We start from the raw sequence: 25,398 nt of genomic DNA on the forward strand, positions 1-25,398 counted from the left end.
TCATGCGGAAAGCTTCTATCCTAGCAGGAAGGAATTACATGGCCACGGTGTTGCCTTTATACATTTGTTCAGGAGCAGCAACAGGTCGGTTCCCCGTTTCAGGTTCGTTGTTTGGCACGGATACTGGCACGGTCGATTTCGTTTCCATTTTACTGCTGCCTTGGAAGACGCCGCCTTCCTCAATAATGAAAGAAGCAGCGCTAATATTGCCATGAAGGGAGCCTGTAGAGGTAATAGTCAGCTTACCCTTGGTTGTAATATTCCCTTGAACGCTTCCAGCCAGAACCACATCTCGCGCAGAGATATTGGATTTCACGACGCCGTGCTCGCCAATAATGACGTCGCCTGCGCAGTCGATATCACCCGTAATTCCGCCTTCAATACGAATGCTTGCCTCTGATTTAATACGGCCTTCAAAGCTGGTTCCCTCACCTATCAGTGTATCGGTTGTATTTGGATTCATGAGGTTTTTAGTTTTTTTGAACATGTTAGTTATCATCCTTTCGAATCGATTTAAGATAAGGCTTGGGATCGACGCTTTCACCGTTTTTGAGTATTTCATAGTGGAGATGTGCCCCTGTGCTACGGCCTGTAGATCCGACTAAACCGATCTTACCGCCTTTTTCTACAGAATCACCTTTGTTAACTAGAATTTTATTTAAATGCATGTACCAGGTGCGTAAGCCCTTGGAATGCTCAATCACAATGTTGTTGCCGTGGTAAATGTCCTTACCTGTACTGACGACTTTACCGGCAGCTGTTGCATATACCGGATCATTCTCGTGAGCACCGAAATCAATGCCGGAATGATAGCTCGGTATCTTGGTAAATGGATCGGATCGATAGCCAAAAGGGGAAGTAACAACCTTCGTGCTCGTTGGCCACAACGTTGGCGTGATGCGAAGCTGCTCCTGCTTGTCGGCCACTTTCTGCTTCGTTTGTACTAAATTCGTTTGCAGCTCTTGTACCTCGCCATTTAGCGCAGAGAAGGAGGCAAGTGTGTCTTGACCTAGCTTAAGAATGATATCTTGTGAGACGGGATTGGGGCTGCCACCTACACCTGTTGAAGGGGGAGACTCGCCGACCGTCGGCTGATTGGCATCTTTCTTAGCTTTACCTTCTGAGTTTGTGCTTGCAACGGCGACGTTACTTGGTTCGTGATCAATCCCTGCAATGGACTTGAGATCACTCTCGAGCTTCTTTACTTCCTCGACCTTCGTTTTCATCTGTTCAGCTTGCTGGGACAGTTGAATCACTTCATTTTGCAATTGTTCGATGGCTTCATTCTTAGAAGTCAGGGTTGCGCTCCATTGCTGGTTGACACCGCTTAACTTCGTTTGCAAATCACTTGCTTGTTTCACGGTATGTGCATGCAAAATGTAAATCGTTATGGAAATCAGCATTAGCAAGGAAAAGCATGCTGCAGCGATATAGGCAGATAAATGGGAAATGCGAAATCTGACAACCGATTGCGTAGCATCTGGAATGATAACCAGTGTCAGTTTTTTGGGTTTCCACTTAAGCTTCATAAGGACTAAGTTATCTCCTGTCATGGTTGAATTTGGTAAAGTGAAGTTCTGTACATCATTCGTCATATTTTGCTAAAAACCTGCCTTCCTACCTACTAGTCCTAGGAAAATGAGTCTAAAGTAGGAAGGAATCCTGTCGTATATGATCGAATTTACTAATACAATTACAGAAAGCTGTAGATTTGGAGTGGAGGCACACATGATTAAGCTTGCAGGTATTGACATAGGGAACGATAGTATTAAGCTGGTGCTAGATGGGTCTAGAGAACCACTAGTAATTCCAAATATCATAGCGCCGGGCTACGAAAGACACATTTTGCAAGAAGAAGATTCGCCTTGGAAGGCATTGGATGTCGTTATTTATAGTCCAAGCCTTTCACAGCGGAATCAACGTTATTTCGTAGGGCAGCTGGCCTTAGAGCACGAGGATAACCTAGAGCTAGAAGACACGGATAATAAAGCGCTATCGGATCAATCCCTCATTGTAGCACTGACTGCACTTGCTTATCAGGGTCTCACGAATCAAGCAGCGGGCCCTGGTTACGGCAATGTTGACGAAGTTGAATATACATTGGGTACGGGTTTGCCTGTTCGTTCTTTCCCGAAATATAGTCAGACATTTGAACATCGACTTCTAGGTGAGCACGAAGTGACATTCCTTTCCACACCACAGTTCCATAATCGTAAAATTAAAGTTTCAATCCGCAAAGTGGCTGTCTCTATTGAAGGTGCTGCGGCCATGTTCCATATGGCAACACACGACAGCTTGCAGGTCAAAGACGAAGAAATATACAATGGCTGCATAGGCGTTTGTGAAATCGGTGCGTTGACGACAGATTTTCCTGTCATCAAACGCATGGCGATTGACAACCATTTTAGCCATGGCGAGCAGATCGGTATTGCAACGTATTTGGATGCGATTATTCGTGACGTGGAAGATGCCTACGGTCACTTGTTCCCAAGCCGAGCGAAGCTGGCGCAACGCGTGAAGAATCGTCAATTCACGATTCAACTTCCAGGAGAAGGCCAAGTGGATATTCGGCCAATTGTAGATCTGCATTTCCGACGAGCTGCGGTACGCATGGTCGAAATGATCAAGAAGCGCTGGCGCAAATGCCCAGATATTCAATGCTTCTACGTGATTGGCGGTGGTGCGACTGCACTGAAGCCGTACATCCAAGACGCGGCAGGAGCAATGAAATTGCGTTTCACCAATGATAGTGAATACTTAAATGTACATGGCTACTTAAAGGTAGCTAAGAGTCGTTTAAATCAATCAGTTCCTGTTTAACTTACAAGGCACCCGCTTAGGCGGGTGCTCTTTTTTTTTGAACGATAAGCATTCCTCCAAATATAAATTCACGGCAGAATTTCATCTTAGTTACTGCTTTCGGCCTGCTTCAGCTTGGTAAGCTCCATATAGGTGGTCAATGTTGTCAACAACAGCGTACTGCCGAAGCCTATTGCACAAATCGAACCAATCATCGTAGATCTTTCGCCGAACATAAGGCCAATTAGAACAAATGCTACGCAAAGGACCAAAACTAGATTTCCTCCCCACAACCATTTTGTATAGGACATACGTTGGCTAAGTTTGCCTGAATTTTGTTCGGGATCTTCCTTTACATGTGTTCCTCCAGGGGAAGCTGGAAAGACATCTGGATGCTTCCGCTTTTTCCTATTCCCCGCGATAAGGAGAATGACCATAATGATAGGCTGGTAAGCCAGGACAATTACGGGTGAGCTGAAATTGGAGAAACTGAGCAGCTCGGTGGTGCTCTTGAAGGAAAGACAAGTACACAGACCGATAAGCAGGATGATAGGTTTGTTAATCATCGGATAATTTCGACCATTGAAGATGGAGCTAATGCCAAGCAGAAGTGCTAAATAAATGGTGATTATTTTACACGTTACGGTTGGATACCAAATCATGAGCATGACCAGATCAAGTCGATCTAGAAAATCAGTGACATGAATCGTTTGAACCAGATTATAGCTAGGATAGGAGAAGTTTGCAGGCATCTTAGGGCCGAGTACGGCAATAATGGCAAAAAGGACGAGTGTGAGTAGAAAAAAGCCTAGCAGGGAGCCGTGTCGAATTGCCGAACGAACATGATTAGAATTGGCAATCATATGGAGAAATGCGCCAAGAATGAAAACATCACCCGCGCTCCCGAGTGTTAGAATGGAGCTAGCTGTCCAGTGTTGAAGCGGCATTGTCAGTAAAGGTGTCGTTAGTCTCAAAAAAAATTCGTTCGATAAGAGTAACGGCATAATCGTAATCGTAACGACGAAGAGCGGATAGAACAGGTCATTAACGCGTGCGATAACTTCTACACTCGTTTTGCCAAAATACATAAGCAACAAACAGTTTAATAAGATTAGAATTTCTAGTGGCGTTGTATGCAGTAAAAGGGTAGAACTAAATCTGGATACAGAGGAAATATCGCGAACGACAATTTGCCAGAAATGAAACAAAATGAGTAGATTCATAACTGTGCCCAGCCAAGGACCTAATATTTCTTTGGAAATTTCAAAAATGTTTTTATAGGGGAAGAGCTTCGCCAAATAGCTAAAGAAGCTAGCAATCAGAAAGACATAGAGAATAGAAAGTAGATAGCTGAACCAAGCATCCATTTGATTGATGCGAATCAATTCATTTTGCAACGTGAGGATGCCTCCGCTGGTAACAATGGAAGAAGCTAGCCAAGAGAGCTGCCGTTGGTTAATGACTTGCTTACTATCGATGAGGAACACCACCTTTCTATTTAAATGCCAAGAACTCGAATGAACCAAGGAGAAACCACTTGCACGAAAAAATAGGAAGGCATTGGAATACTCACATGGAAATATTTCGTGATGAGAAAAAGAAGGATTAAACCAATGCTAAGACCGTAGGTTATTTTGTTTCCAGTCTCCGTCTTCCGCAGCATCTTGCGATCGATAATAAAAGACCCGAACAAAATGATAAGAAAGCTGATAATAAAGATCCCATCCATCGCCTAGATCCCTCCTTTGGTCACGTTGCGGTTAATCACACCCGTATCAGGAATGGAAGCTTTCACGACAATATTAAACTCAGCTGCTTTAAAATATCGCTCCCAATCCTTCTTGAATTGTTCGTTCCACTTCTGAGGATGTGTTCGCCAAACAATGAGGCCAAGTTGAGCGGAATCCGTGCCTTCCTTTTGCATTTGTTTAATCGTTGCGAGCACAGATAATTTGATTTGCTCTGCGAACTTCGTTTCTACGTTATGAAGGATATTAGAATTGTACAAATCCTCATCAGTGAGGTCTTCTCTCACAGCACCACGAGCATCTATAATGATGTCGAACATGACTTTGTCATCCAAGAGCTTAGGTGTTATCTCCGTCTTGCCACCAACAACTGCGATGGAAATATTTTTACCTTCCTCCAAGGGGAATGTGAGCTGTTGCTCTTTTACTTGATTTCGAAGCCACAAGAGCCCAGATGCTTCTTTCTTCTTATAAATGCCAACCATTTTATCCCCTTTGAACTGCCCATAACCAACGAATTGGATTTCATGGGAAGGCTCTTTAGAAACTTGTCCATTTCGAGGTTCCATATAACTCATAATTGGATCACTGTTAAAGCTTAAGGAGATGCCAACATCTTTCATTGTAGTTGGCATGGAATTACGGGACTTCGCTAATTCACGAATGACTTCAGCAGGAAAGCGCTCGAACTTCGGCTCCGTATTGAGGAGGTCATACCCTTTGCCTTTGGTTACGATCAGGTAGCTTGTCATCCGATTCTCTGGCGAACGCGGAAGAACATCGAATAAAGAATTAATGCCAGCTTCCGCTAACTTTTCACCAATGACGATCGTTCTGCGGTGTGAGAGAAAGATGCGTCTGGCCATACGCGTTTGAAGTTTACTGACTGCATCGCGGAAGGTGATCCCGACTTCGGAATCAATGTAATAGCTTTTCCCACCAGCAGTGCCGCCACCTCCACCGCTAGCTCCACCCATGGAACCTGGGAGTGGGAACATATACGTAACACGATATCTGCCGTCATCCTCTAAATCAGCCGATGAAGTAAGTACAAATGCGACGTCATTGGTCTCCGTTCGATCCCAACAACCAGTAAGAAGAAGCGTCGTGGATAGTAGTAGAGTTGCCACTAGGCTAACACGCTGTTTAGGATGAATCATTGGACTGTTCCTCCTTATTGGCTTTGTGTACGTGGTCGATACTGCTGCCGTCTAAACCTCCCGCTTTCTTGATTTGCTTCGCAAGGGCATCGTCTTGACTGGTGTTATCTTGAATAGCCATAAACTCCGGACGCTTCCTCAATTGCCACCATGGTGCACGGACCAGGACATCCTTCATATCCGTAGCGGATAAGGGGCCAACAGGAGACAGATAAGGAACTCCGAAGGAACGGAGATTCGCCATGTGCCCTATCAGAATCATCAATGAGAAAAAAATACCGAAGAATCCAAATACGGATGCGGCAATAAGAATGGGAAAACGAAGCATCCGAATGGCAATTGCCCCATTAAATCGTGGAATGGTGAAGGAAGCAATACCCGTAATCGAGACGACAATAACCATCGGTGCGGATACGATTCCTGCTTGGACAGCAGCTTGTCCGACAACGAGCGCCCCCAAGATGGATACCGCGGAGCCAACCGCCTTAGGAAGTCGGATGCCAGCTTCGCGCAAGGCCTCAAAGGTGATTTCCATGATGAAGGCTTCAACGACCGCTGGGAACGGAATCGCCTCACGGGAGGCAGCTACGCTCAGCATCAAAGTTGTTGGTAGTAGCGCTTGATGGTACGTCGTTATTGCAACGTAGAGCGCAGGTGTTGTCAACGACAGAAACATGAAGATATAACGAAGCATACGCAAGAGTGTGCTGATCTGGAAGCGTTCATAATAGTCTTCGCTCGTTTGCATAATTTGAATGAATACAAAGGGAACGATGAGAGCGAAGGGGGTGCCGTCTGTGAGAATCGCAACTCTCCCCTGAAGCAAAGCGGAAGCGACCACGTCAGGGCGCTCTGTATATTGCATTTGCGGGAACGGCGAATAGGCGTCGTCTTGAATGAGTTCTTCAATCATACCTGATTCCATAATGGCATCAATTTTGATTAACTCTAGTCGTTTGACAACCTCCTCAATTAAAGAAGGCATAGCTAAGTTATCCATATAGCAGACAACAAGATTGGTATTGCTCTCTTTGCCTACACACATGGATTTCATCTTAAGTCGAGGTGTCTTGAGCTTGCGGCGAATCATTGAAGTGTTCGTACGTAAACTTTCTACAAAGCCCTCTTTCGGTCCACGCACGACCGTTTCTGTCTCTGGTTCGCCAACAGATCGCTTCTCTGTCCCACGGATCCCGAGTAGAATGGCTTTCGCGTTCCCCTCAACGAGCAGCGCAGCATCACCGCCAAGAACAGAGGTCAGCAAGTCTCCATAGTTATCGGAAATCTGCGTTTGCGACACCGGCAGAATGACATTAGCAATTCGCTCAATCGAGGTTTCACCGCCTCCGATCAGCATGAGTGATTTCATCGTATCGTTCAGAAGCTGTGTATTGGTTAGGCCATCTACGAAAAGAAGCAGGGCTGGGATATGAGGGTCAATCTCAAATTCTCTGACAACGACATCGGAGCATTCCTGAAACATGTCTTTAATAAATTTATGATTCTCATCGAGTAGCAGCGAGAGTTTAGTCTGTTTAAGATCCTCAATAAACGGAATATCGAGAGCTTGATCCAAATCAGAAGGAGGGGTACCTTCACTGGAAGGTGTCGTTTTACGACTTTGCAGGATGCTTTTCATCAAATAGTTAGGTGTTTTGGCCAAGCGAGAGGCACCTCCTGCCACGATCAAGTTGAAGAAATTAGAATGCGTAGATTATGTTCTGCGAAATAGCAGGATTTTATTACGAAAGTTGGAAAATTTTATTTGTAGAGGTTTTGTTGGAAAGTAAAGGTATAGCGCCTAATGCCTTGGCAAAAGCTATCTCAGCATGCAGATGTAGGGATAGGAGCTGGTGTTGTTGGTATGGATCATTCTATTACTGGTGTTATTTGTTTTTCAGGCAGCTACGATTTTAATTTGTGAATATAAAAGGCCTGCCAAGTCAGTAGCATGGCTAAGTATTCTATTTATTTTGCCAATTATTGGATTTCTAATGTATTATTTCATTGCAAGGGAATACGTACGGCGGAAGAAAGTTCATGGTCATAGCAGTGATAACACAGATAAACAAAAGCTCCAGGGAGCTCCTTATACTGGCAGTATAGATTCCAAAAAAGGAGAAGACAGCTTCTTACTGGGAGAACAGCGTCTGCGAGATTGGCTGCGTCATGTGCCTCATGCACCGATTACCGTATTAAACCGGGTTGATGTACTGACGAATGCCGACGTGACATATGAAGCGATGCTTGATGAGATAGGGAAGGCCCGAGATCATATTCACTTCGAATTTTATACGATTCGTGATGATGCGATTGGCAGGAGATTTCTTGAAGCTTTGATTGCGAAAGCGAAGGCAGGGGTAACTGTAAGGGTTATTTATGATGGTGTGGGCAGTCATTCGCTTTCTAAGTCTTACATTACTTCATTGAAGCGTGCGGGCATTGCTGTTGAGCCTTTCCTAAAGCCATTGATTGCTTTCTTTGATAAACGGTTGAATTATCGGAACCATCGCAAAATTGTGGTTGTTGATGGCTTGGTTGGTTTCGTTGGAGGCATTAATATTGGGGATGAATACGTTGGCGGGGATCCTAAGCTTGGTTTCTGGAGAGATACGCACATCATGCTGCATGGGGACGCGGTATATGATTTACAACGCACCTTTCTGACAGACTGGTTTTTCGTTAGTGGAGAAAGATTGGGGGAAAAGCGATACTATCCAGCTCATTCCGAACAGGAGCCTTCGATCGTTCAAGTCATTTCTAGTGGTCCTGACGCCAGCTGGGATGCCATTCAGGAAATGTATTTTGCGGGCTTGATCGCAGCAAAGAATCGAATTTGGATTACAACGCCTTATTTCATTCCCGATCCGAGCATCACGATGGCTCTTAAATCTGCCGCAATCAGTGGTGTAGATGTACGAATCATTCTTCCTTTCAAAGCGGATTCTGTCATTGTCCAATATGCGTCAATGTCCTATCTACAGGAATTATTGCAGGTAGGCGTTCGATTCTATATGTATCGGAAAGGGTTTATTCATGCCAAAGTTATTATCGTGGATGACATCATGGCGACGGTGGGTACAGCCAACGTGGATATGCGTAGTTTTTTCAGTAACTTCGAATTGAATGCCGTGATGTTTGATAGGCATGTAATTTCCCGGTTAGAGAGTGATTTTGAGATGGACTTAAAGGAGAGTACGGAAGTTACATTAACTGAATTTGAGCTGAGGTCGTCCGGTGAAAAAAGAAAAGAAAGAATTGCGCGATTGTTATCCCCTTTATTTTGATGAAAAAAAGAGTAGTTCTAATTAGAGCTACTCTTTTAATTTAGCTAAAATAGCATTCAAATTTTGAGGTGGAACACGATCGATGAGATCCCCGTATGTTCGTAATCGACTCATGATGGTTAGTTGATTGAACTCGCTAATGTTTGGACGAAGCTCTACTTCTTTCCAAAGCAAAGGAGTTGAGATCGTTGCGTCTTTTCTGGCACGCGGTGTATAGGGAGCAGATAGTGTTTTTCCATACCAATGCTGGAGGTAGTCGATATAAATCTTATCACCGCGATTTTTCTTGAAGCGCTCGATGGTAAACAGCTTCGGGTACATGTTAACGGTGTAGGTTGCGATGAAATGTCCAACTCTTCGGAGCTCTTCGAACGTATAGCCAGGTTGAATTGGAATGTAAATTTGTACGCCTGTTGCGCCAGATGTTTTGGGAACCGACTGAATACGCAGCGAATCGAGCACTTCACCAATGATAAGAGCAGCCTCCATGATACGAGGTTCTTCCTCCAAAGTTGGATCGATATCAATCAGCCATTCTGCAGGATTCGTCTTCCCGATGTAATGGAAGGAAGGATGAAATTCCAAGCAAGTCAGATTCCCGAGCCAAATGAGCGTAGATAACGAGTCCAAATTCACATAGTTGATGCCATCTAGCGGCGCTAGCTTAACGAAGCTAGGTACAGGATCGGGGGCATTTTTCTGATAAAAAGACTTATCATCATACCCATGTGGAAATCGAATCGTCGTTAGATGGCGATTACGGCAGTAACGTAGGAGGTAGGGCGAGAGTTCACTTAATGTCGTCAAATAATCCGCTTTTGTGATGCCCAATTCTGGCCATAGCGGCTTATTCGGATTCGTGATCGTCAACTCGTTGCCCTCCACGAGAAGCTTAGCTTTCTCTGCTTTAAACGCCATAGGCTTGGAATCGCTCCTTCTAAGCTTTTATTCACAATTATTTCCTAGGCGAGTGGTTCTCAAACGGAGTCACACAAAAGCCGGACTGCAGATTAGGAGATAACCAGCAACCAGAGGTACAAACCGATTAACGTGATGAGTAAGGTGGGGATCGTCAGGATGACGCCAGCTTTCATATAACCGACCCACGTAATTTTCACCCCTTTTTTGGCAAGCACATGGAGCCAGATCAGAGTGGCTAGCGAGCCGATAGGTGTCATTTTGGGCCCCAGATCGGTCCCGATGACATTGGCATAAATCAGGGCTTCTCGGAGGATGCCCTCAGTTTGTGTACCTTGAATGGCTAAAGCATCAATTAGCACAGTTGGCAAATTGTTCATGATGGAGGAGAGGATCGCCGCAAGGAATCCCATACCTATCGTGGCTACGAACAGACCTTCACCAGAAATGATGTCGATAAGATCCCCAAGCGCATCAGTGAGACCGACATTTTTAAGTCCATAGACGACTACATACATCCCGATGGAGAAGATGACGACTGCCCATGGAGCTTCTCTCAAAATCTTTCTCGTATTCACCGCGTCGCTCGTTCTGGCGATGAGGAGGAAGGCAATAGCGGCAGTCCCAACGAGTATGGAAACAGGCACTTGGATAAATCCACTGCAGATATAGGTAACTAATAAGATGCCGAGAATCCACCAAGACAAACGGAACAAATTCATATCCTTTATCGCTTCCGAAGGGCGTTTCAGCTCCGCGATATCATAGCTTTTAGGGATTTGTTTGCGATAAAAAAGGTAGAGAACCAGCAAGCTTGCGCCTAACGAGAACAGACTCGTCACGAACATTCGGCTCGCATAGGTGACAAAATCGATCCCGAAAAAATCCGCAGTAAGAATGTTTACTAAATTACTAATGACAAATGGAAGTGATGTGGTGTCCGCGATAAAGCCGCTTGCCATAATAAACGGGAGAATGGCGGCATCCGGCAATTTCATAGCTCTGACCATAGCCAATACGATGGGCGTAAGGATCAAGGCCGCACCATCGTTCGCAAAAAAGGCGGAAACCGCTGCCCCGAGCAGGATTACGTAGACGAACATGCGCTTTCCATTTCCTTTGGCCAAGCGCGCCATGTGGAGCGCAGACCATTCAAAGAAACCGATCCCGTCTAAAATAATGGAGATCAAAATAATACCAACAAAAGTGAGCGTGGCGTTCCATACGATGCCAGTAACTGTGGCGACATCCTGCAGCGAAACGACTTGGAAAGCGAGGGCAAGCAAAGCTCCTGCTGATGCTGACCAACCAATGCTTAAGCCTTTGGGCTGCCAAATGACGAAGGTAATCGTAAGTAAAAAGATGATAATAGCTAAATAAATCATGAGAGCCTCCAGATCGACTGATAAATAAACGACGATGTAAATATCTCAAATTTCTGGATGTCTGTATATAGATGAAAATTTGACAATGAATAAAAAACTTAAAATAGTATTACATAGAGGAACCGAGGAACTCCCTATTGAGGGGGTTCCTCTTCCTTACATAAAATATCTAACATACATATAAATGTTGGCTAACCCAACGGAGACTAGCATAAGTGGAAAACCATATTTCATAAAAGCAATAAATTTGATGGGGTGTCCTTCTTTTGCAGCCAAGCCGGCGACGATCAAGTTAGCACTTGCTCCGATAAGTGTTCCATTACCTCCAAGACAAGCGCCTAATGCCAGGCTCCACCAAAGCGGTTCTAAATTCTCCACGCCCATCGTACCCATTTCCTGAATCATAGGAATCATAGTTGCCACAAAAGGGATATTGTCTAGAAATGCTGAGGCGATCGCACTGAGCCATAAGATTAACATCGACGTTGCAATCGGATTACCTCCCGTCAATTCTACTGCCCCAGTAGCTAATTTAGAAATTACGCCTGTTTCTACCAAGCCGGACACCAAGATGAACAGTCCAACAAAGAAAAAAATCGTCGACCATTCAACTTTGTTGAAAGCTTTTTCCATCGAGTGTTCCCCAGTCAGTAGCAGTAACAGAAATGCCCCTGCTAAGGCTACTGTCGCGGATTCAAGGTGCAGTAGCTGGTGAAGAAAGAACCCGATTATGGTAAGTCCTAGAATGGAAAGACTTTTGGTTAGCAGTTTACGGTCTGTAATTACTTTTTTTTCGTCAATTTGCATCATACTCATCTTTAGCTCAGGCGTAGTTTGTATGTGCTTGCGGAAAATGATAACGAAGATCGGAATTGTGACCGCCATGATGATGACGACAACAGGAGCAAGATTAGTTATAAAGGCCATGAAAGTTAACTCTTTAACAGCACTTCCAATCATGATGTTGGGTGGGTCCCCGATCAGCGTTGCAGTACCGCCGATATTAGATGCCAAAATTTGTGTGATTAGGTAGGGTACGGGATTAACGCGCAATTGGCGCGTGATGCTGAGGGTGACAGGTACCATGAGCAATACGGTTGTCACATTATCAAGGAAAGCAGAACCAATAGCTGTAATAAGTACGAGTGATACCAGAATTCTGACAGGATCACCCTTTGCTTTCTTTGCTGCTAATAATGCGATATACGTAAACAATCCTGTTTCTGCCGTAATACTTACAATAATCATCATGCCAATTAAGAGTCCCAGTGTATTGAAATCAATATGATGCAAAGCGGAACCTTGATCAACAACTCCAAGAACGACCATTAGGACACCGCCAATCATTGCTACGATAGTGCGATGTATTTTTTCGGTGATGATCATGCCATACGTAAGTGAAAAAATGCCAATTGCCAAGATTGCTTGCTGTTCCATAGATCTAGATCCTCCTGAATGTCGATATTTGTTTGTTTTTTGGCATAAAAAAAGAGCCCTACCAAGGACTCCTTATGTCGAAAAAGAACATAAGGAGCCCTTGGTGACAGGCTCCTCCGTAACGCAACTAAATATAAGATTAGTTTCAAGTATAACCGATTCGCTTCAACAAAACTAATTTTGATTGAAGTTACACAATCTTACATCCATTTTCATGAAAGATTGTATGCTCGGGTGTCTCAATGTTTTGTTGTGTGTCCATTCCATAAAGCTAACTTTCACAACGAGTTGTGGGGTTATCCATACCGCTTCTTTCGACCTTTCAGGTTCGTTGATGAAGGGACGCTCTTGCGTTGTCATGCTTTGAACCAGATCGGTGACATGTTGCCAGTCCTTCACGGTGAGTTTGCCAGTACCCGCATGGCCAATATACCATAGCTGCCCCTGATCATCATACAAGCCTAATAAAAGGGAATTCACGATTTTGCCTCTATAGGTAACACCGCTTACGACGGCATAGAGATCCTTGAAAATTTTTTTCTTCAGCCATCGCTTATCCTTACCGTTGATGACATAACTGCTTGTCAGGTCCTTTATCACAATGCCTTCTAATTCATGCTGCTCCACAATGGCAAATAGTGCTTCCATATCATCATGATTGGTGACGAGTTGGACTAGGTGGTTCGGCTTCATGATGGATGCTAACCTATTTTGTCTTTCTTTCAGGCTCAAATGTAGTAACCAATCTCCGTTCAAATAAAGGATATCGAAGACCATGTATGTGATGGAGACTTGCTGAATGGCTCGAGTCACTGTGCTGGATTTCCTAGCGCTGTCACGTTTCATGATTTCGTAAAATGAAGGTTTGCCATCGGATAGTGCAATAATCTCTCCATCCAAAATGACTGAATTTGCTGTACAGAACGCCTGCGGATTCGTTAATTCCGGGTATTGCAGGGTTCGATCATTGGCTCTGCGATTGATTAATTTGGTCGTACTTCCATCGAAGTACAGCAACATTCTTACCCCATCCCACTTGATTTGACTCGTAAAATGAGTGCCAACTGGCCATTCATTTGTGCTAACTGGCTCAAATGGGAGGATCGGTTTAAAATCCAACGGTCATAACCCCTTTACATTGTCGTTATCCTACCATTCTTCACCAATTTAGGTTCTTTCAAGCAAGATACTATGGACGGTCTGTTAAAATGCTCCTGCTTTGGTAACAACTGAATAGCCGTGTGATTTTGAGAGCATAACAATACGTAAATGAAAGTGAGTATTAAAGGGGAGTTGTGTATGAATCAACCTTTTCCTGAGGATCCGAGTATAGACAAGGAAGTATTCCATACTCTGGTGTCGACTGAGCTTTCCTCGAATATCCTTCATTTGCAAACCGTATTGACAGCTTGTGATGATGTAGTGTTCGCGTCGATACATCTGGCGAGTGGCCTTCAAGCATCCGTTCTCTATTTACGGGGAATGGTGAATGTAGAGTTGCTTGATGGTCATGTCCTCGAACCTCTTAAACAAGCTAGCACAGAAACCGTGGCATCCATGGACAATGTGATGAGTTGCATTTCGGTATCACAATATAAAGAACTGCGCATGATTGGTGAAGTTATCAATGAAGTGCTTGGAGGCAAGGCGGTTCTACTTGTAGACACGATCGAAGGGGCTTTATCCATTGAGTTATCGCAATCTGAAGGTAGGGCGGTAGAAGAGCCATTAGCAGAGTCTGTCGTTCGTGGTCCACGCGAGGGCTTTGTAGAATCCCTAGTCGTGAATACGTCATTAATTCGAAAAAGGTTAAAGACACCCGCGTTGAAATTCGTTTCCTTCACTCTCGGTAATTATTCGAAGACAGATGTCACAATGGCCTACATGCAGGGGATTGCCAAACCAGAAATCATAAGTAAGGTTTCAGAGCGAATCTCCCAAATTAAGCTGGATGGGGTACTTGAGAGCGGCTACATCGAAGAAATGATTGAGAGTAATATCTATTCGCCCTTTCCCCAAGTACAAACAACGGAACGCCCTGATGTGGTAGTTTCAAGCTTGTTAGAAGGCCGTGTTGTTATTATTACGGATAATACGCCTATTGCTCTCATTGCTCCAACTACATTTTGGTCCCTCATGCAGTCTCCTGAAGATTATTATCAGCGCTTCCTGATTGGCAGTCTCATTCGTTGGCTTCGTTATACTTTTTTTCTTATTGCCATGTTGGCTCCGGCGATCTATGTGGCTGTGTTAACGTTTCATCATGAAATGGTTCCTACAACGTTGTTGCTTCGTGTTGCTAAATCTCGGGAGGAAATCCCTTTCCCTGCCTTGGTCGAAGCGTTAATTATGGAAGTTACTTTCGAAGCTTTGCGTGAAGCGGGTGTTCGTCTGCCTAGGCAAGTTGGTTCTGCCGTCAGTATCGTTGGCGCACTCGTCATTGGTCAAGCAGCTATCCAAGCGGGCTTGGTATCTGCTCCTATGGTTATGGTTGTAGCCATTACGGGTATTTCCTCGTTCATGATGCCGCAATATTCGGCGGGTATCTCCTTACGTATGCTTCGGTTTCCAATTATGATTCTATCCGGCATTCTAGGATTGTTTGGTCTCGTTCTTGGGTTGCTGTTAATCATAAGTCATCTGTGTATTCTTCGATCTTTCGGTGTACCTTACTTGGCTCCATTTGCTCCGATATATCCCAAAGGAATCAAAGATGTTTTGTTTCGTGCTCCTATTAGCAAAATGAATACACGTCCTGCCTTCTATGCTGACAAAGAAAATTTGAAAAGGCAGCCCGAGCATTCGGATGAACGGAATAAGAATTAAGCCGTTAGGAGGGGCTAACTATGAGGTTATACGTATCCGTACCTGTCATTTCACTGTGCGTGCTGCTCATAACTGGTTGTTGGGATCGTGTCGAGGTGAACGATATGGCTTTTATCATAGCCGCAGGAGTCGACAAGCTCGCGGAGGATGAAATTGAAGTGACTGTTCAAGTGTTCATACCCAATCCGGCTGCTTCTTCGGCAGAAGGAGGTACAGGGCAGGGGAATGTGTACACGGTATCGACCAAAGGAAGCTCCATGCCAGATGCGTTAACGGAATTGCAAAAGAAGTTTCCCCGCTATTTCTCATGGGGACATGCCAAAGCATATTTTTTTGGAGAAGAACTGGCTCGCAGCGGGATGTTTGACAACTTTGATTTCTTATTCAGGGATATCCAACCACGGGAACAAGCAAATTTCTTCGTGTGCAGAGGAACAGCCAAGGAGCTGCTAGAGTCGCAAAATGATCCTAATACCTATGAAACCTTAATTAAACTTTCGCAAAAGCCATTGATTCAATCGGCTACCATGCATGATATTGAGGAAGTGTTAAATGGGGAATCGGGGGCATTCTTACTACCGGTTGCGAATAAAAGCAAGTTGATATCGAATCAAACTAAGAAGACTATTCTGACCATAGAAGGACTGTCGGTGATTAAAGAAGGGAAACTAGCCTGTTTTCTGACACAAGAAGAACAAACGGGGATTCGTTTGTTTATTCATGAAAATCTTGGTCGGAATATTACGATCACCGAAGAGGAAGCGGGTGGGAAAGTGGTGATCAAAATCATTACCACGCATCTCCATCTCCATCCTTTGATTGAGAACGGTATTTGGAAGATGACCGTGGAATTGGAACTAGAGGCGGATGTCGTTCAAAATTCTACCCATATCATCCTCGCCGACGGTACGGACACGATGAAAAAGTTAGAAGAACCCTTTGATAAGAAGATTAAGAAAATTTTGAGGGACACGTTACAGCAATTACAAACAAATCAGAAAGCTGACGTTCTGGGCTTTGCCCGCGCATTTCACAAAAAATATCCTCAGGAATGGAAGCAAGCCAAGGGGAATTGGAACGTCATCTTTCCAACAATGGATGTTCAACTGGAAGTGAAAACTATTATCAAAAGACCGGGAATATCAAATTTTCCTTTTACCAACATGCAATCGAGGTAGAGAATAGGGGTAGTCAATGAGCGACATGGCGTTATCGAACCGGCAAATATTCTGGTTAATGGTTAGTACGCAAATTATTATGACCATACTTCTCACGATTGCTCCTGCTGCTCAAATCGCTAAGCAAGATGCGTGGATATCGATCTTAATGGCGACAGGAATCGGGATATTCGTTGCCTATATATGTGGGAAGTTAAGTGTGATGTTTCCTGGTCTGACCATAGTTGAATATAATCGCATTCTGTTAGGTAAATGGGTTGGTGGCTTGATTTCGGCCCTCTACATTCTTGTTTGGTTTGTTATCCTAACCGTGATTTTGAGACAATTCAGCTTATTTATTACGGGGACCATTATGCCAAAGACTCCCCTCTATGTGATTCAGGTGCCGATGCTACTCATCGTAGTGTATCCTACGGTACATGGGGTGGGGGTCTTGGCACGTATTTGTGAAATTACAGGGCCAATCATCTTACTCTGTGTTCTAGGCCCAATGTTTCTAGGTATTAATCAAATGAATTGGGATCGACTGTTTCCGATTTTTGGAGATAATGACATGATGACATTAATGAATGGCGCGCTTCCGACAGCGGCTTTCTTAGGTGATTGCATCATGATCATGATGTTAATCGCTTTTGTGAGCAAGCGGAAGAACACTATTCGATTTGCTATATGCGGTGTTATGCTCTCAGGCATACTTACTGTGCTATCGATGATCGTTAGCATCCTGATGTTCGGTCCGCATGTCTCAGCTGGTTATCCCTATCCGATGCTCATGATCGTACGTTCCATTTCCATTGGTGGCATTATTGAGAATCTAGACGCCATTGTTGTTACGATCTGGATGATGAGTATATTCACCAAATTAGGGCTGTATTTATTTGTTGCTAGTTATGGAACGACACAGCTGTTGGGCTTGCGTAATTGGAAAATAGTCACTTGGATTACTGCTTTTGTTGTGCTGCTCCTATCTTTCATCCCTGTGAACTATGAGGAGATTTCTGTTATCTTCCCAAGGAAAATAGCTGTTCAGTTCATTCTTCCAATTTCTATGGTCGCATTGCCTGTGATTCTGCTTATGCTGGCGCTACTGCGGAATAGGAGGTTGAAATTGGCTTCTCGGGGATGAGTTGGAGAACGGGGAGATATGCAAGGAATTGATCCAAACAGCCAGAATCAAAAGTGCCCTATCTTGGAATCCAAGACAGGGCACTTTTATATTGTTATTACGTAACCGGCTCTTTCGTCTTTCTTGCGCGGGGTTTCGCCGCGGGCTTCTTCTCGGTCGTGGGTTCGATTGTAACCGAAGCATCTGCGCCAAGCGTTACTTTAGCCTCAGATGGTTTCGTCGCGTTCAAGCTGGCTTGAAGCGCGGCCATGAGGTCGATGACACTCGTTTTTTGCACTTCAGGTGCAGACTGAATTTCTTCACCTGCCACTTTATGCTCAATCGCATCCAGTAAGCGAGCGCGGTACTCGTCTTTATACTTTTCAGGTTCGAAAGGGGTGGAGAGCTGATTGATCAGCATTTTCGCCATTTCCATCTCCCGTTCATTCACGGTAACCTTCTCAGGAAGGTTGGGCACTTGCGAAATCGGACGAATTTCATCCGGATAGAAGATGGTTTCCATGGCAAGGCAATTGTCGATGACACGGATAGCGGCTAGCGAGCTTTTGGAGCGGATCGACACCTTGGCGATTCCGATTTTACCCGTCTGGCGCATGGAATCGAGCAGCAGCATGTAAGCACCAGCGCCCGTATCGCCGGGGCCGAGATAGTACGTCTTTTGAAAATAAACAGGGTCAATATCAGTTAAATTTACGAAGTCCAAAATCTTAATTTCCTTATTCGCTTCACCGGAGATTTCCTCCAGCTCATCTTTTTCAAAAAGAATAAACCGCCCAGGCTCAAACTCGTAGCCTTTCGATATTTCCTCCCACTCAACTTCCTTCTCGCAAGTCTGACACTTCCGGACGTAGGATAGCGGGGTAATACACGTTTTGTGAATATAGCGCATAGAGATATCCTTATCCTCTGTGGCCGAAAACATTTTAACAGGAACATGAACAAGCCCGAAGCTGATTGCGCCTTTCCACACGGTATGCATCGATGTAATTCCTCCCCAACACACGTAATTGTACTAGTATTCTCTTGATGGGTTACCTTTATACGGCTGTTATTTAAGAGAATGGTTAGAGGGGAGTTTGGAGAGTTTATAAATGCAACATGATAACCCAAATAGCGAACCTAAGGAGGGATTACGGATGGCATCAGAATCAAATCTGTCGCAAGACACGAACAATGAAGATAGGGACGATTGTTATATGGACATTGATCGTATGATTAATGAGGGGCTTGGAGGCGGTAACGTCACCATGCAGGGTGGGTTAATTGAACACTCAACGACGGATACGATGGATTATCCGGAATCCGTACTGGATGAACCATGAATGTTCACCGTGCTCAGGAAATTTTAGCTGCAGATGAGAAAATTGAAGTGGATCTGAACGGTCTGGCTGTCTGGATTGACAGTGTAGACTCTGGGAAAGGTCTAGTCAAAGTGCATGCGGAAGGCAATCCCGCAGATGCTCGGGTCGTCCCAGCTAGGGAGCTTGAAGAGGTACACTAAAGGTCCGCATGGGCAAAACAAGCCTTCTCCGATAGGGTATCGGGGAGGGCTTTTCATAATTTCTCATGTTCTCGCATGAGGATTTTACATACAGGTTGCTGTCACCTGCTAGCGAGGACTATAATAGAAACAGCACGCGCACGCGGAAGAAAGGGATGAGATATTTGGCTCAATCCACATATAAGTTCTATTCTGAGCATGAAGCAGATACGGATAAGCTGGGAACCCTATTATCAACGTATCTACAGCCAGGGACGGTCTTAACATTAGACGGAGATTTGGGTGCTGGCAAAACGAGATTCTCGCAAGGATTCGCTAGAGCGATGGGGATTTCGGAGCACGTAAACTCACCTACATTTACCATTATCAAAGAATACGAGGGAGCTGGGCTCCCCTTCTACCATATGGATATGTATCGCATTTCGCAAGAGGAAGCAGATGAATTGGGATTAGAGGACTATTTCTATGGATCAGGTGTAACTCTGATTGAATGGTCGAGTTTAATTGAGGATCTGCTGCCACCTGACAGATTAAGTATTACGATCACCCAAGAGGTTGATCAAACCCGCGTATTTCACTTGATTCCGCACGGTTCGCCGTATGAGAGCTGGTGTGTACAGATGAAGGAGAACGGACATTTACATGACGGAACGGATAACTAATACGGGGCGATGCTTAGCGATCGATACCTCTACATCGGCAATGACAGTTGCTATATTGGAAAATGGACACTTGCTCGGGGAGATTAGTTCCCATGCAGAAAGGAATCATTCTCTAGGATTGCTTCCCCACATTCAAGATTTACTGGCTCGTTTAGGTATGAAGCCGAGAGATCTGAGCTCGGTTGCCGCTGGCCAAGGGCCAGGCTCGTATACAGGCGTGCGGATAGCTGTTTCTGTAGCCAAAACATTTGCATGGTCGTTAGGACTAGACTTGATTGGTATTTCTAGTTTAGAGGCTATGGCCATTGGTGGTTCTGTACAGAACGACTATGAAGGAAACGGTGTGACATGGGTTGTTCCGTTAATGGATGGAAGGCGTAAACAAGCTTTTACAGCTGTGTATGCTTATGAAGGGGCAACTGCTATTACTGCTGCACGAGAGCCCGATGAGACTTGGCGTGAAGTATTGCCCGATGGTATTCGGGTCATCGGTGCGTGGACGGAGGAGATTCTCTCGCAAGCTGGTCGTTTAGCGCCTGATCACATACTGTTCGTCGGTGAGACAGCGGGCTTTGCAGCTGAGCTGGCCCAGTTTGCGGAAGATTTTGCAGGACATGTGAGCGTTGTCCCTTATGGCATCGAAGCGGAGTATATTGGTCTGCTGGCTAATCCAAGATTAGCGCGAGGCGAGAAGGCAGACGTTCATTCATTTGTACCGAATTACACAAGGCTTCCAGAAGCAGAAGCTAATCTGCTGGCTGGTCTGCAGACGAAGAAAGGGGAACAGTAATCATGGAACAGAGACAGCCGCATGCCATAGAAAATTCATTGGTATTCCGCTCAATGACCATGGAAGACATTCCTTTTATTGTCGAGATCGAGCAGGAAGCGTTCACGACACCTTGGACACGAGGTGCGTTTGAGAATGAGCTGACGAATAACCAATTTGCGCATTATATGATTATGGACATCGATGGGGAAGTCGCGGGTTATGGCGGCATGTGGCTCATTATGGAGGAAGCGCATGTCACGAATATCGCTGTAAAAGATACCTATCGTGGACGCAAGCTTGGAGAAAGACTCCTGCGCGAGTTGATGAAAACATCCGCTTTCCTTGGTGCGATCCGCATCACTCTGGAAGTGAGAACTTCGAACTATGTGGCGCAAAATTTATACGAAAAACTAGGCTTCCGCTCCGTTGGTGTTCGTAGAGGCTATTATACAGATAATCGCGAGGACGCTGTCGTTATGTGGGCAGATCTGCCCAATCGTAGAAAGGATAGTCTCAGTGACTGAGGCTTTCAAATAGGTGAATAGTGTGGGTAATGAACAAATGCAACAAGATAGACAAGAGGAAAGTATGAGAGATCAAGATAAAGACATAACATCAAAGCCGGTGTATATTCTCGCCATCGAAACGAGCTGTGACGAGACTTCCGTGGCCATTGTTGAAAATGGGAAAATCATTCGCTCGAATGTGATTTCCAGCCAGATCGAAACGCATCAACGCTATGGCGGCGTTGTGCCGGAGGTGGCTTCCCGGAAGCATGTGGAATCGATCACATGGATGCTGGAGGAAGCTGTTACGGAAGCGGGCGTATCGCTCCATGAGCTTTCCGCCATTGCCGTAACCGAAGGCCCCGGATTAATCGGGGCCCTGCTCGTTGGCGTCGTTGCGGGCAAAGCCCTCGCTTGCGCCCTAGACCTCCCGCTGATTGGTGTCCACCATATCGCGGGACATATCTACGCCAACCAGCTCGTGCATGAGCTGGTGTATCCGTCGATTTCGCTCGTCGTGTCCGGCGGACACACCGAGCTCATTCTGCTCGAAGGCCCCGGCCAGTTCCGTATCATCGGGCGCACACGCGATGATGCGGCCGGCGAGGCCTACGATAAAATTGCCCGGGCAATGGGATTGCCTTACCCGGGCGGCCCGCACGTGGATCGGCTTGCTCAGGAAGCCGATTCTGAGATCAAAATGCCTCGCAGCTGGCTCGAGGCAGACTCCTACGACTTCAGCTTTAGCGGATTGAAATCCGCGGTGCTGAACGTCGTCAACCAAAGCAAGATGCGCGGCGAGACCGTTCAGGTCGCGCAGATTGCCAAGGGCTTTCAAGCATCCGTCATCGACGTGCTTGTGGAGAAGGCAAGTCGCGCCGTGAAGGAATACGGCGCGAAACAACTCTTGCTCGCGGGCGGTGTCGCCGCGAACAAAGGGCTGCGCAGCAGGCTCGCCGAGCGCTGCGAGCAGCTGGGTGTGCCGCTGCTGGTGCCGCCGCACCGGCTCTGCACAGACAATGCGGCAATGATTGGAGCCGCCGCTTTCTTGAAGTGGGACAAGCAGGAGTTCGACTCGATGGAGTTGAAGGCCGAGCCACAGCTGAAGCTGGAAGAGTGGTAATTTTGTCGGGCATCCCGGCTTGTTGATTATTCTATGAGTTCCATACGTTCGTTGTTGGAGCAGACGAGAATTTCTTGAAGTGATTAGTTAGAATCGGACTAAATCGACTTCTGCGTCCATAGAGATTTTGTAATTTAGTTGCTTCTTGAGCATTCGTGACAGGTAATCGAATAAAATTAATTTTCAGATAAGTGTATTGACTTTGAAAAAAGTGCATATTATAATCACAATCAATACTTTCAAACGCAACGAACGGGAATAGTAAGGCATGATTAGTTTCGCTCAGAGAGCTGTGCATGTGGTGAAAGCACAGACGAAACGTCACCTGAACTCGCCCGGGAGCGGTAGGACTGATAAGGATGCCAAGGATCCAGCACCCAAGTAGGTCTTGACGGTTGACCCCCGTGATCAGGTACATGAGTGGTTTCGAGTCTAATAGCTCGGATCAATTAGAGTGGTACCGCGGAAGGTTCAAGCCTGTCGTCTCTTTTATAGAGATGGCAGGCTTTTTTGGTTGTTCTGAAACAAATGTAAACTTGGCAAACATATAAATAACGCGATGAACAAGAGTAGTAAGGGCTCATGTCTCTGGTACAGAAAGCTGCGGGTTGATGCGACGCAGACCGAGAACGCCCCGAACTCGCTTGGAAGCGGTCATCTTGATCGGCTGGTAACAGCTGTTAGGGATGAACGGATGACCTCCGTGATCGGGTGATGTAGCGAGCAGCTTGCTGGCTACATCTGAGGTGGGCTCCTTAACGGAGTCAACAAGAGTGGTACCGCGCTGGGTGAAGACCCGTCGTCTCTTATGTGGAGATGACGGGTCTTTTTGTCGTCTGTGAAAAGTGCGCTGCAGCCACTTTTATAACTGACTACACGTCGCTCCCTCCAAATTCAGGATTGTAGTGATGAAAAACATCACTACAGCATGGAAACCCCGCCGGATCCGGTCGAATGCATCGCTGTAAGAGCGAAAACCACGCTTACAGCATCATAGTCGATCAGTATCTGATTCACGCCACATAAACATCGCCCACGGGCATACCTTAGGAGGAATTAACCATGGAAAACAACACAACTGCTAATCGACGCATTCGCATTTTTGATACAACACTTCGTGATGGTGAGCAAGCACCGGGCGCATCTCTCTACCCAGAGGAGAAAATTCGCATCGCGAGACAGCTTGCTCTTATGGGCATCGACACTATTGAGCCGGGCTTCCCGATCTCAAGTCCTGGCGATTTCCAAGCTGTGCAGCAGATTTCACGCGAGCTGCAAGGTGTTGAGATCTGCGGCTTCGCCCGCGCCGTCAAAGCCGACATCGATGCAGCGGTCAAAGCTACGCAGGATGCGGCATCCAGACGCATTCACATGTTCCTGTCCTCGTCGGACATCCACCTGGATTTCCAGCTGCGCAAATCGCGTCAGCAGGTGGTGGAGATGGCTCGCGCTATGGTCGGTTATGCGAAGCAATTCGTCGATCGGATCGAGTTTTCGCCGATGGATGCGACGCGTACGGGAGATGAGTTCCTTTTTGAAGTGCTGGAAGCAGTCATCGCGGAAGGTGCGACTATTCTGAACATCCCCGACACAGTGGGCTATGCGCTTCCTGAAGAGTATGGTGCGATGTTCCGCAGAGTGCGCCAAAGTGTAAGAGGTGGCGATACGGTCGAGTATAGCGCCCACTGTCATAATGATCTGGGCCTTGCTGTTGCCAACAGCCTTGCTGCTATTGCGGCAGGTGTCACGCATGTGGAGGTAACGGTGAACGGCGTCGGTGAGCGTGCTGGTAACTGTTCACTTGAAGAGCTAGTCATGGCGATTGAGACGCGGAAGCATTCGATGGGCGTTGAAACGGGCATCGTGACGAGTGAGATTTTTAACACGTCCAAAATGGTCAGCCGCATCATGGGCTTCCCAATTGCCTACAACAAACCGATTGTCGGCCGCAATGCCTTCCAGCATGAAGCGGGCATTCATCAAGATGGACTTCTGAAAAACCGCAATACGTATGAGATTATGGATCCAGAAAAGCTGGGCATCCCACGCTCCATGATTATCCTTGGCAAGCACTCGGGCCGCCATGCGCTGAAACATCGTGTTGGACAGTTCGGCATTGAACTTACAGGCGAGGAACTAGATTCACTATATACGCGTTTCAAAGAAAAAGCCGATGAGCAGAAAATGGTCACAGACGACCAATTGATGGAGCTTGTAGGCAGCACAGTCGATGGGCAAATGGAGCCATTCACGCTGTCGCATATGCAGGTGATTTCGAGCAGTGATCGCAATCGCGTTGCTTCCGTTTCGGTTAGAAATAATCAGACTGGCACAGAGAGTGTCTACTCCGGCACAGGAGAAGGTCCGATCGAGGCTATCGTGCATTGTCTACAGCAAGCCATTCCTATGGATGTGGAGTTCTCGGATCTTGAGCTGCACTCTTTGTCCACAGGTGAGAAAGCAACAGGAGAAGCTGAGGTTACGATCTCTGTTGGCGGTCAAACTTATAAGAACACAGGGATCGACCAAGATGTCCTTGTTGCGGTTGCCAAAGCGTTCATATCGGCTTGTAATCAAGTGATTCGGATGCAAAATAGCGTGACGTCCGATGGGGCGGAGACGGTCATAACAGCTTCGTAATCGACAGATTCCGTCTAATGTACCTAAATTGTAAGAAAACTTAGATATATACACACCGTGTGAGCAAGGTTATGCACACCCCCTGTGTACAATGTGTATAACTCGAAGAAAACCCGACATATCAACCTTTTTGAAGGGCATGTAAGAGGAATAACTTTTTCACAAAAAAATGTGGGTAATGTGGATAACCTTGTGGAAAAATAAGTGAAAGCGAGATAGGGGGCGGAAAATGCCTCCTTTTTTCTGTGGATAACGTTGTGTATAACAAAATAGGGTTCTACTAAGAACGATTGAAATTATCGGAACAATTCGTCATTATTTTTTTGTGTA

23 protein-coding genes and 2 other annotated features are annotated in these 25,398 nt (G+C 45.7%); of the genes, 12 read left to right on the forward strand and 11 right to left on the reverse strand.

The genetic code is table 11. The features are described 5' to 3' along the window. Positions 1 to 34: 34 nt before the first annotated feature. Positions 35 to 487: a bactofilin family protein gene (locus tag ASL11_RS00580; RefSeq protein ID WP_056608465.1), complete on the reverse strand. Its 453-nt coding sequence runs from the start codon at positions 485 to 487 to the stop codon at positions 35 to 37. A gap of 1 nt (position 488) precedes the next feature. Continuing rightward, complete coding sequence (locus ASL11_RS00585; RefSeq protein WP_056608468.1) at positions 489 to 1,529, reverse strand: M23 family metallopeptidase; 1,041 nt, start codon at positions 1,527 to 1,529, stop codon at positions 489 to 491. A 199-nt stretch (positions 1,530 to 1,728) separates the two neighbouring features. Here ASL11_RS00585 and ASL11_RS00590 point away from each other — a divergent pair, with 199 nt between their 5' ends. Next, on the forward strand, positions 1,729 to 2,820 hold the full coding sequence (locus tag ASL11_RS00590) for a ParM/StbA family protein (protein ID WP_056608471.1): 1,092 nt from the start codon (positions 1,729 to 1,731) through the stop codon (positions 2,818 to 2,820). Positions 2,821 to 2,906: 86 nt separating this feature from the next. Here the strand turns inward: ASL11_RS00590 and ASL11_RS00595 are convergent, their stop codons facing one another. The 4 genes from ASL11_RS00595 to ASL11_RS00610 are packed head-to-tail and all read right to left on the reverse strand — an operon-like array spanning position 2,907 to position 7,346. Next, positions 2,907 to 4,325, reverse strand: a complete 1,419-nt coding sequence (locus ASL11_RS00595) for a GerAB/ArcD/ProY family transporter (protein ID WP_162261617.1) — start codon at positions 4,323 to 4,325, stop codon at positions 2,907 to 2,909. Then, a complete protein-coding gene (locus ASL11_RS00600) occupies positions 4,298 to 4,528 on the reverse strand; it encodes a hypothetical protein (protein WP_056608478.1) in 231 nt (76 codons plus the stop codon). The genes ASL11_RS00595 and ASL11_RS00600 overlap by 28 nt, the downstream gene beginning before the upstream one ends. 3 nt (positions 4,529 to 4,531) lie before the next feature. After that, positions 4,532 to 5,707, reverse strand: coding sequence for a Ger(x)C family spore germination protein (locus ASL11_RS00605; RefSeq protein WP_056608481.1), 1,176 nt, complete (start codon positions 5,705 to 5,707; stop codon positions 4,532 to 4,534). After that, on the reverse strand, positions 5,694 to 7,346 hold the full coding sequence (locus ASL11_RS00610; RefSeq protein WP_063795452.1) for a spore germination protein: 1,653 nt from the start codon (positions 7,344 to 7,346) through the stop codon (positions 5,694 to 5,696). Before ASL11_RS00610 ends, ASL11_RS00605 begins: the two co-directional genes overlap by 14 nt. A 220-nt stretch (positions 7,347 to 7,566) precedes the next feature. Here ASL11_RS00610 and cls point away from each other — a divergent pair, with 220 nt between their 5' ends. Beyond that, positions 7,567 to 8,994, forward strand: coding sequence for a cardiolipin synthase (cls, locus tag ASL11_RS00615; RefSeq protein ID WP_056608484.1), 1,428 nt, complete (start codon positions 7,567 to 7,569; stop codon positions 8,992 to 8,994). Positions 8,995 to 9,021: 27 nt separating this feature from the next. Here the strand turns inward: cls and ligD are convergent, their stop codons facing one another. The 4 genes from ligD to ASL11_RS00635 form a co-directional block, all read right to left on the reverse strand. Next, positions 9,022 to 9,912, reverse strand: a complete 891-nt coding sequence (gene ligD, locus ASL11_RS00620) for a non-homologous end-joining DNA ligase (protein ID WP_056608487.1) — start codon at positions 9,910 to 9,912, stop codon at positions 9,022 to 9,024. A 92-nt stretch (positions 9,913 to 10,004) separates the two neighbouring features. Beyond that, the gene (locus tag ASL11_RS00625) at positions 10,005 to 11,297 is read right to left on the reverse strand and encodes an arsenic transporter (RefSeq protein ID WP_056608490.1); all 1,293 of its coding nucleotides are present in this window, start codon (positions 11,295 to 11,297) and stop codon (positions 10,005 to 10,007) included. A gap of 156 nt (positions 11,298 to 11,453) precedes the next feature. Continuing rightward, positions 11,454 to 12,734: an SLC13 family permease gene (locus ASL11_RS00630; protein ID WP_056608493.1), complete on the reverse strand. Its 1,281-nt coding sequence runs from the start codon at positions 12,732 to 12,734 to the stop codon at positions 11,454 to 11,456. Between the two features lie 174 nt (positions 12,735 to 12,908). Continuing rightward, positions 12,909 to 13,853 (reverse strand): ATP-dependent DNA ligase, encoded by a 945-nt coding sequence (locus tag ASL11_RS00635; RefSeq protein ID WP_056608496.1) that lies wholly within the window; start codon positions 13,851 to 13,853, stop codon positions 12,909 to 12,911. Between the two features lie 180 nt (positions 13,854 to 14,033). On the opposite strand from ASL11_RS00635, the gene ASL11_RS00640 reads away from it, so the two are divergent. Genes ASL11_RS00640 through ASL11_RS00650 form a run of 3 tightly spaced genes read left to right on the forward strand, consistent with a single transcriptional unit; the run spans position 14,034 to position 17,864 of the window. Beyond that, a complete protein-coding gene (locus ASL11_RS00640) occupies positions 14,034 to 15,560 on the forward strand; it encodes a spore germination protein (protein WP_056608499.1) in 1,527 nt (508 codons plus the stop codon). A gap of 20 nt (positions 15,561 to 15,580) precedes the next feature. Next, the gene (locus tag ASL11_RS00645) at positions 15,581 to 16,738 is read left to right on the forward strand and encodes a Ger(x)C family spore germination protein (protein ID WP_056608502.1); all 1,158 of its coding nucleotides are present in this window, start codon (positions 15,581 to 15,583) and stop codon (positions 16,736 to 16,738) included. 16 nt (positions 16,739 to 16,754) lie between these two features. Beyond that, positions 16,755 to 17,864, forward strand: coding sequence for a GerAB/ArcD/ProY family transporter (locus ASL11_RS00650; RefSeq protein WP_056608505.1), 1,110 nt, complete (start codon positions 16,755 to 16,757; stop codon positions 17,862 to 17,864). A gap of 97 nt (positions 17,865 to 17,961) precedes the next feature. Here ASL11_RS00650 and ku read toward each other — a convergent pair whose 3' ends face one another. Further along, the gene (gene ku / locus ASL11_RS00655) at positions 17,962 to 18,843 is read right to left on the reverse strand and encodes a non-homologous end joining protein Ku (protein WP_056608508.1); all 882 of its coding nucleotides are present in this window, start codon (positions 18,841 to 18,843) and stop codon (positions 17,962 to 17,964) included. A 157-nt stretch (positions 18,844 to 19,000) separates the two neighbouring features. On the opposite strand from ku, the gene ASL11_RS00660 reads away from it, so the two are divergent. The 7 genes from ASL11_RS00660 (at position 19,001) to ASL11_RS00690 (ending at position 25,068) form a co-directional block, all read left to right on the forward strand. Continuing rightward, on the forward strand, positions 19,001 to 19,186 hold the full coding sequence (locus ASL11_RS00660) for a hypothetical protein (protein ID WP_056608512.1): 186 nt from the start codon (positions 19,001 to 19,003) through the stop codon (positions 19,184 to 19,186). Continuing rightward, on the forward strand, positions 19,183 to 19,365 hold the full coding sequence (locus ASL11_RS00665; protein ID WP_056608515.1) for an H-type small acid-soluble spore protein: 183 nt from the start codon (positions 19,183 to 19,185) through the stop codon (positions 19,363 to 19,365). Before ASL11_RS00660 ends, ASL11_RS00665 begins: the two co-directional genes overlap by 4 nt. A 164-nt stretch (positions 19,366 to 19,529) precedes the next feature. Next, positions 19,530 to 20,027: a tRNA (adenosine(37)-N6)-threonylcarbamoyltransferase complex ATPase subunit type 1 TsaE gene (gene tsaE, locus ASL11_RS00670; RefSeq protein WP_442953003.1), complete on the forward strand. Its 498-nt coding sequence runs from the start codon at positions 19,530 to 19,532 to the stop codon at positions 20,025 to 20,027. Beyond that, positions 20,008 to 20,817, forward strand: a complete 810-nt coding sequence (gene tsaB, locus ASL11_RS00675; RefSeq protein ID WP_056608518.1) for a tRNA (adenosine(37)-N6)-threonylcarbamoyltransferase complex dimerization subunit type 1 TsaB — start codon at positions 20,008 to 20,010, stop codon at positions 20,815 to 20,817. The genes tsaE and tsaB overlap by 20 nt, the downstream gene beginning before the upstream one ends. 2 nt (positions 20,818 to 20,819) lie before the next feature. Beyond that, positions 20,820 to 21,323 (forward strand): ribosomal protein S18-alanine N-acetyltransferase, encoded by a 504-nt coding sequence (gene rimI / locus ASL11_RS00680; RefSeq protein ID WP_056608522.1) that lies wholly within the window; start codon positions 20,820 to 20,822, stop codon positions 21,321 to 21,323. Positions 21,324 to 21,387: 64 nt separating this feature from the next. After that, positions 21,388 to 22,428, forward strand: a complete 1,041-nt coding sequence (gene tsaD / locus ASL11_RS00685) for a tRNA (adenosine(37)-N6)-threonylcarbamoyltransferase complex transferase subunit TsaD (RefSeq protein WP_056609570.1) — start codon at positions 21,388 to 21,390, stop codon at positions 22,426 to 22,428. Positions 22,429 to 22,667: 239 nt separating this feature from the next. Further along, positions 22,668 to 22,919: a binding site (T-box leader), on the forward strand. A gap of 59 nt (positions 22,920 to 22,978) precedes the next feature. Continuing rightward, positions 22,979 to 23,238, forward strand: a binding site (T-box leader). Positions 23,239 to 23,490: 252 nt separating this feature from the next. After that, entirely contained in the window at positions 23,491 to 25,068 is a 1,578-nt protein-coding gene (locus ASL11_RS00690; RefSeq protein ID WP_056608526.1) for a 2-isopropylmalate synthase, read from the forward strand. Positions 25,069 to 25,398: the final 330 nt, after the last annotated feature.

It is taken from the genome of Paenibacillus sp. Soil750 (assembly GCF_001428045.1).
GTDB classification, from domain to species: domain Bacteria; phylum Bacillota; class Bacilli; order Paenibacillales; family NBRC-103111; genus Paenibacillus_E; species Paenibacillus_E allorhizoplanae.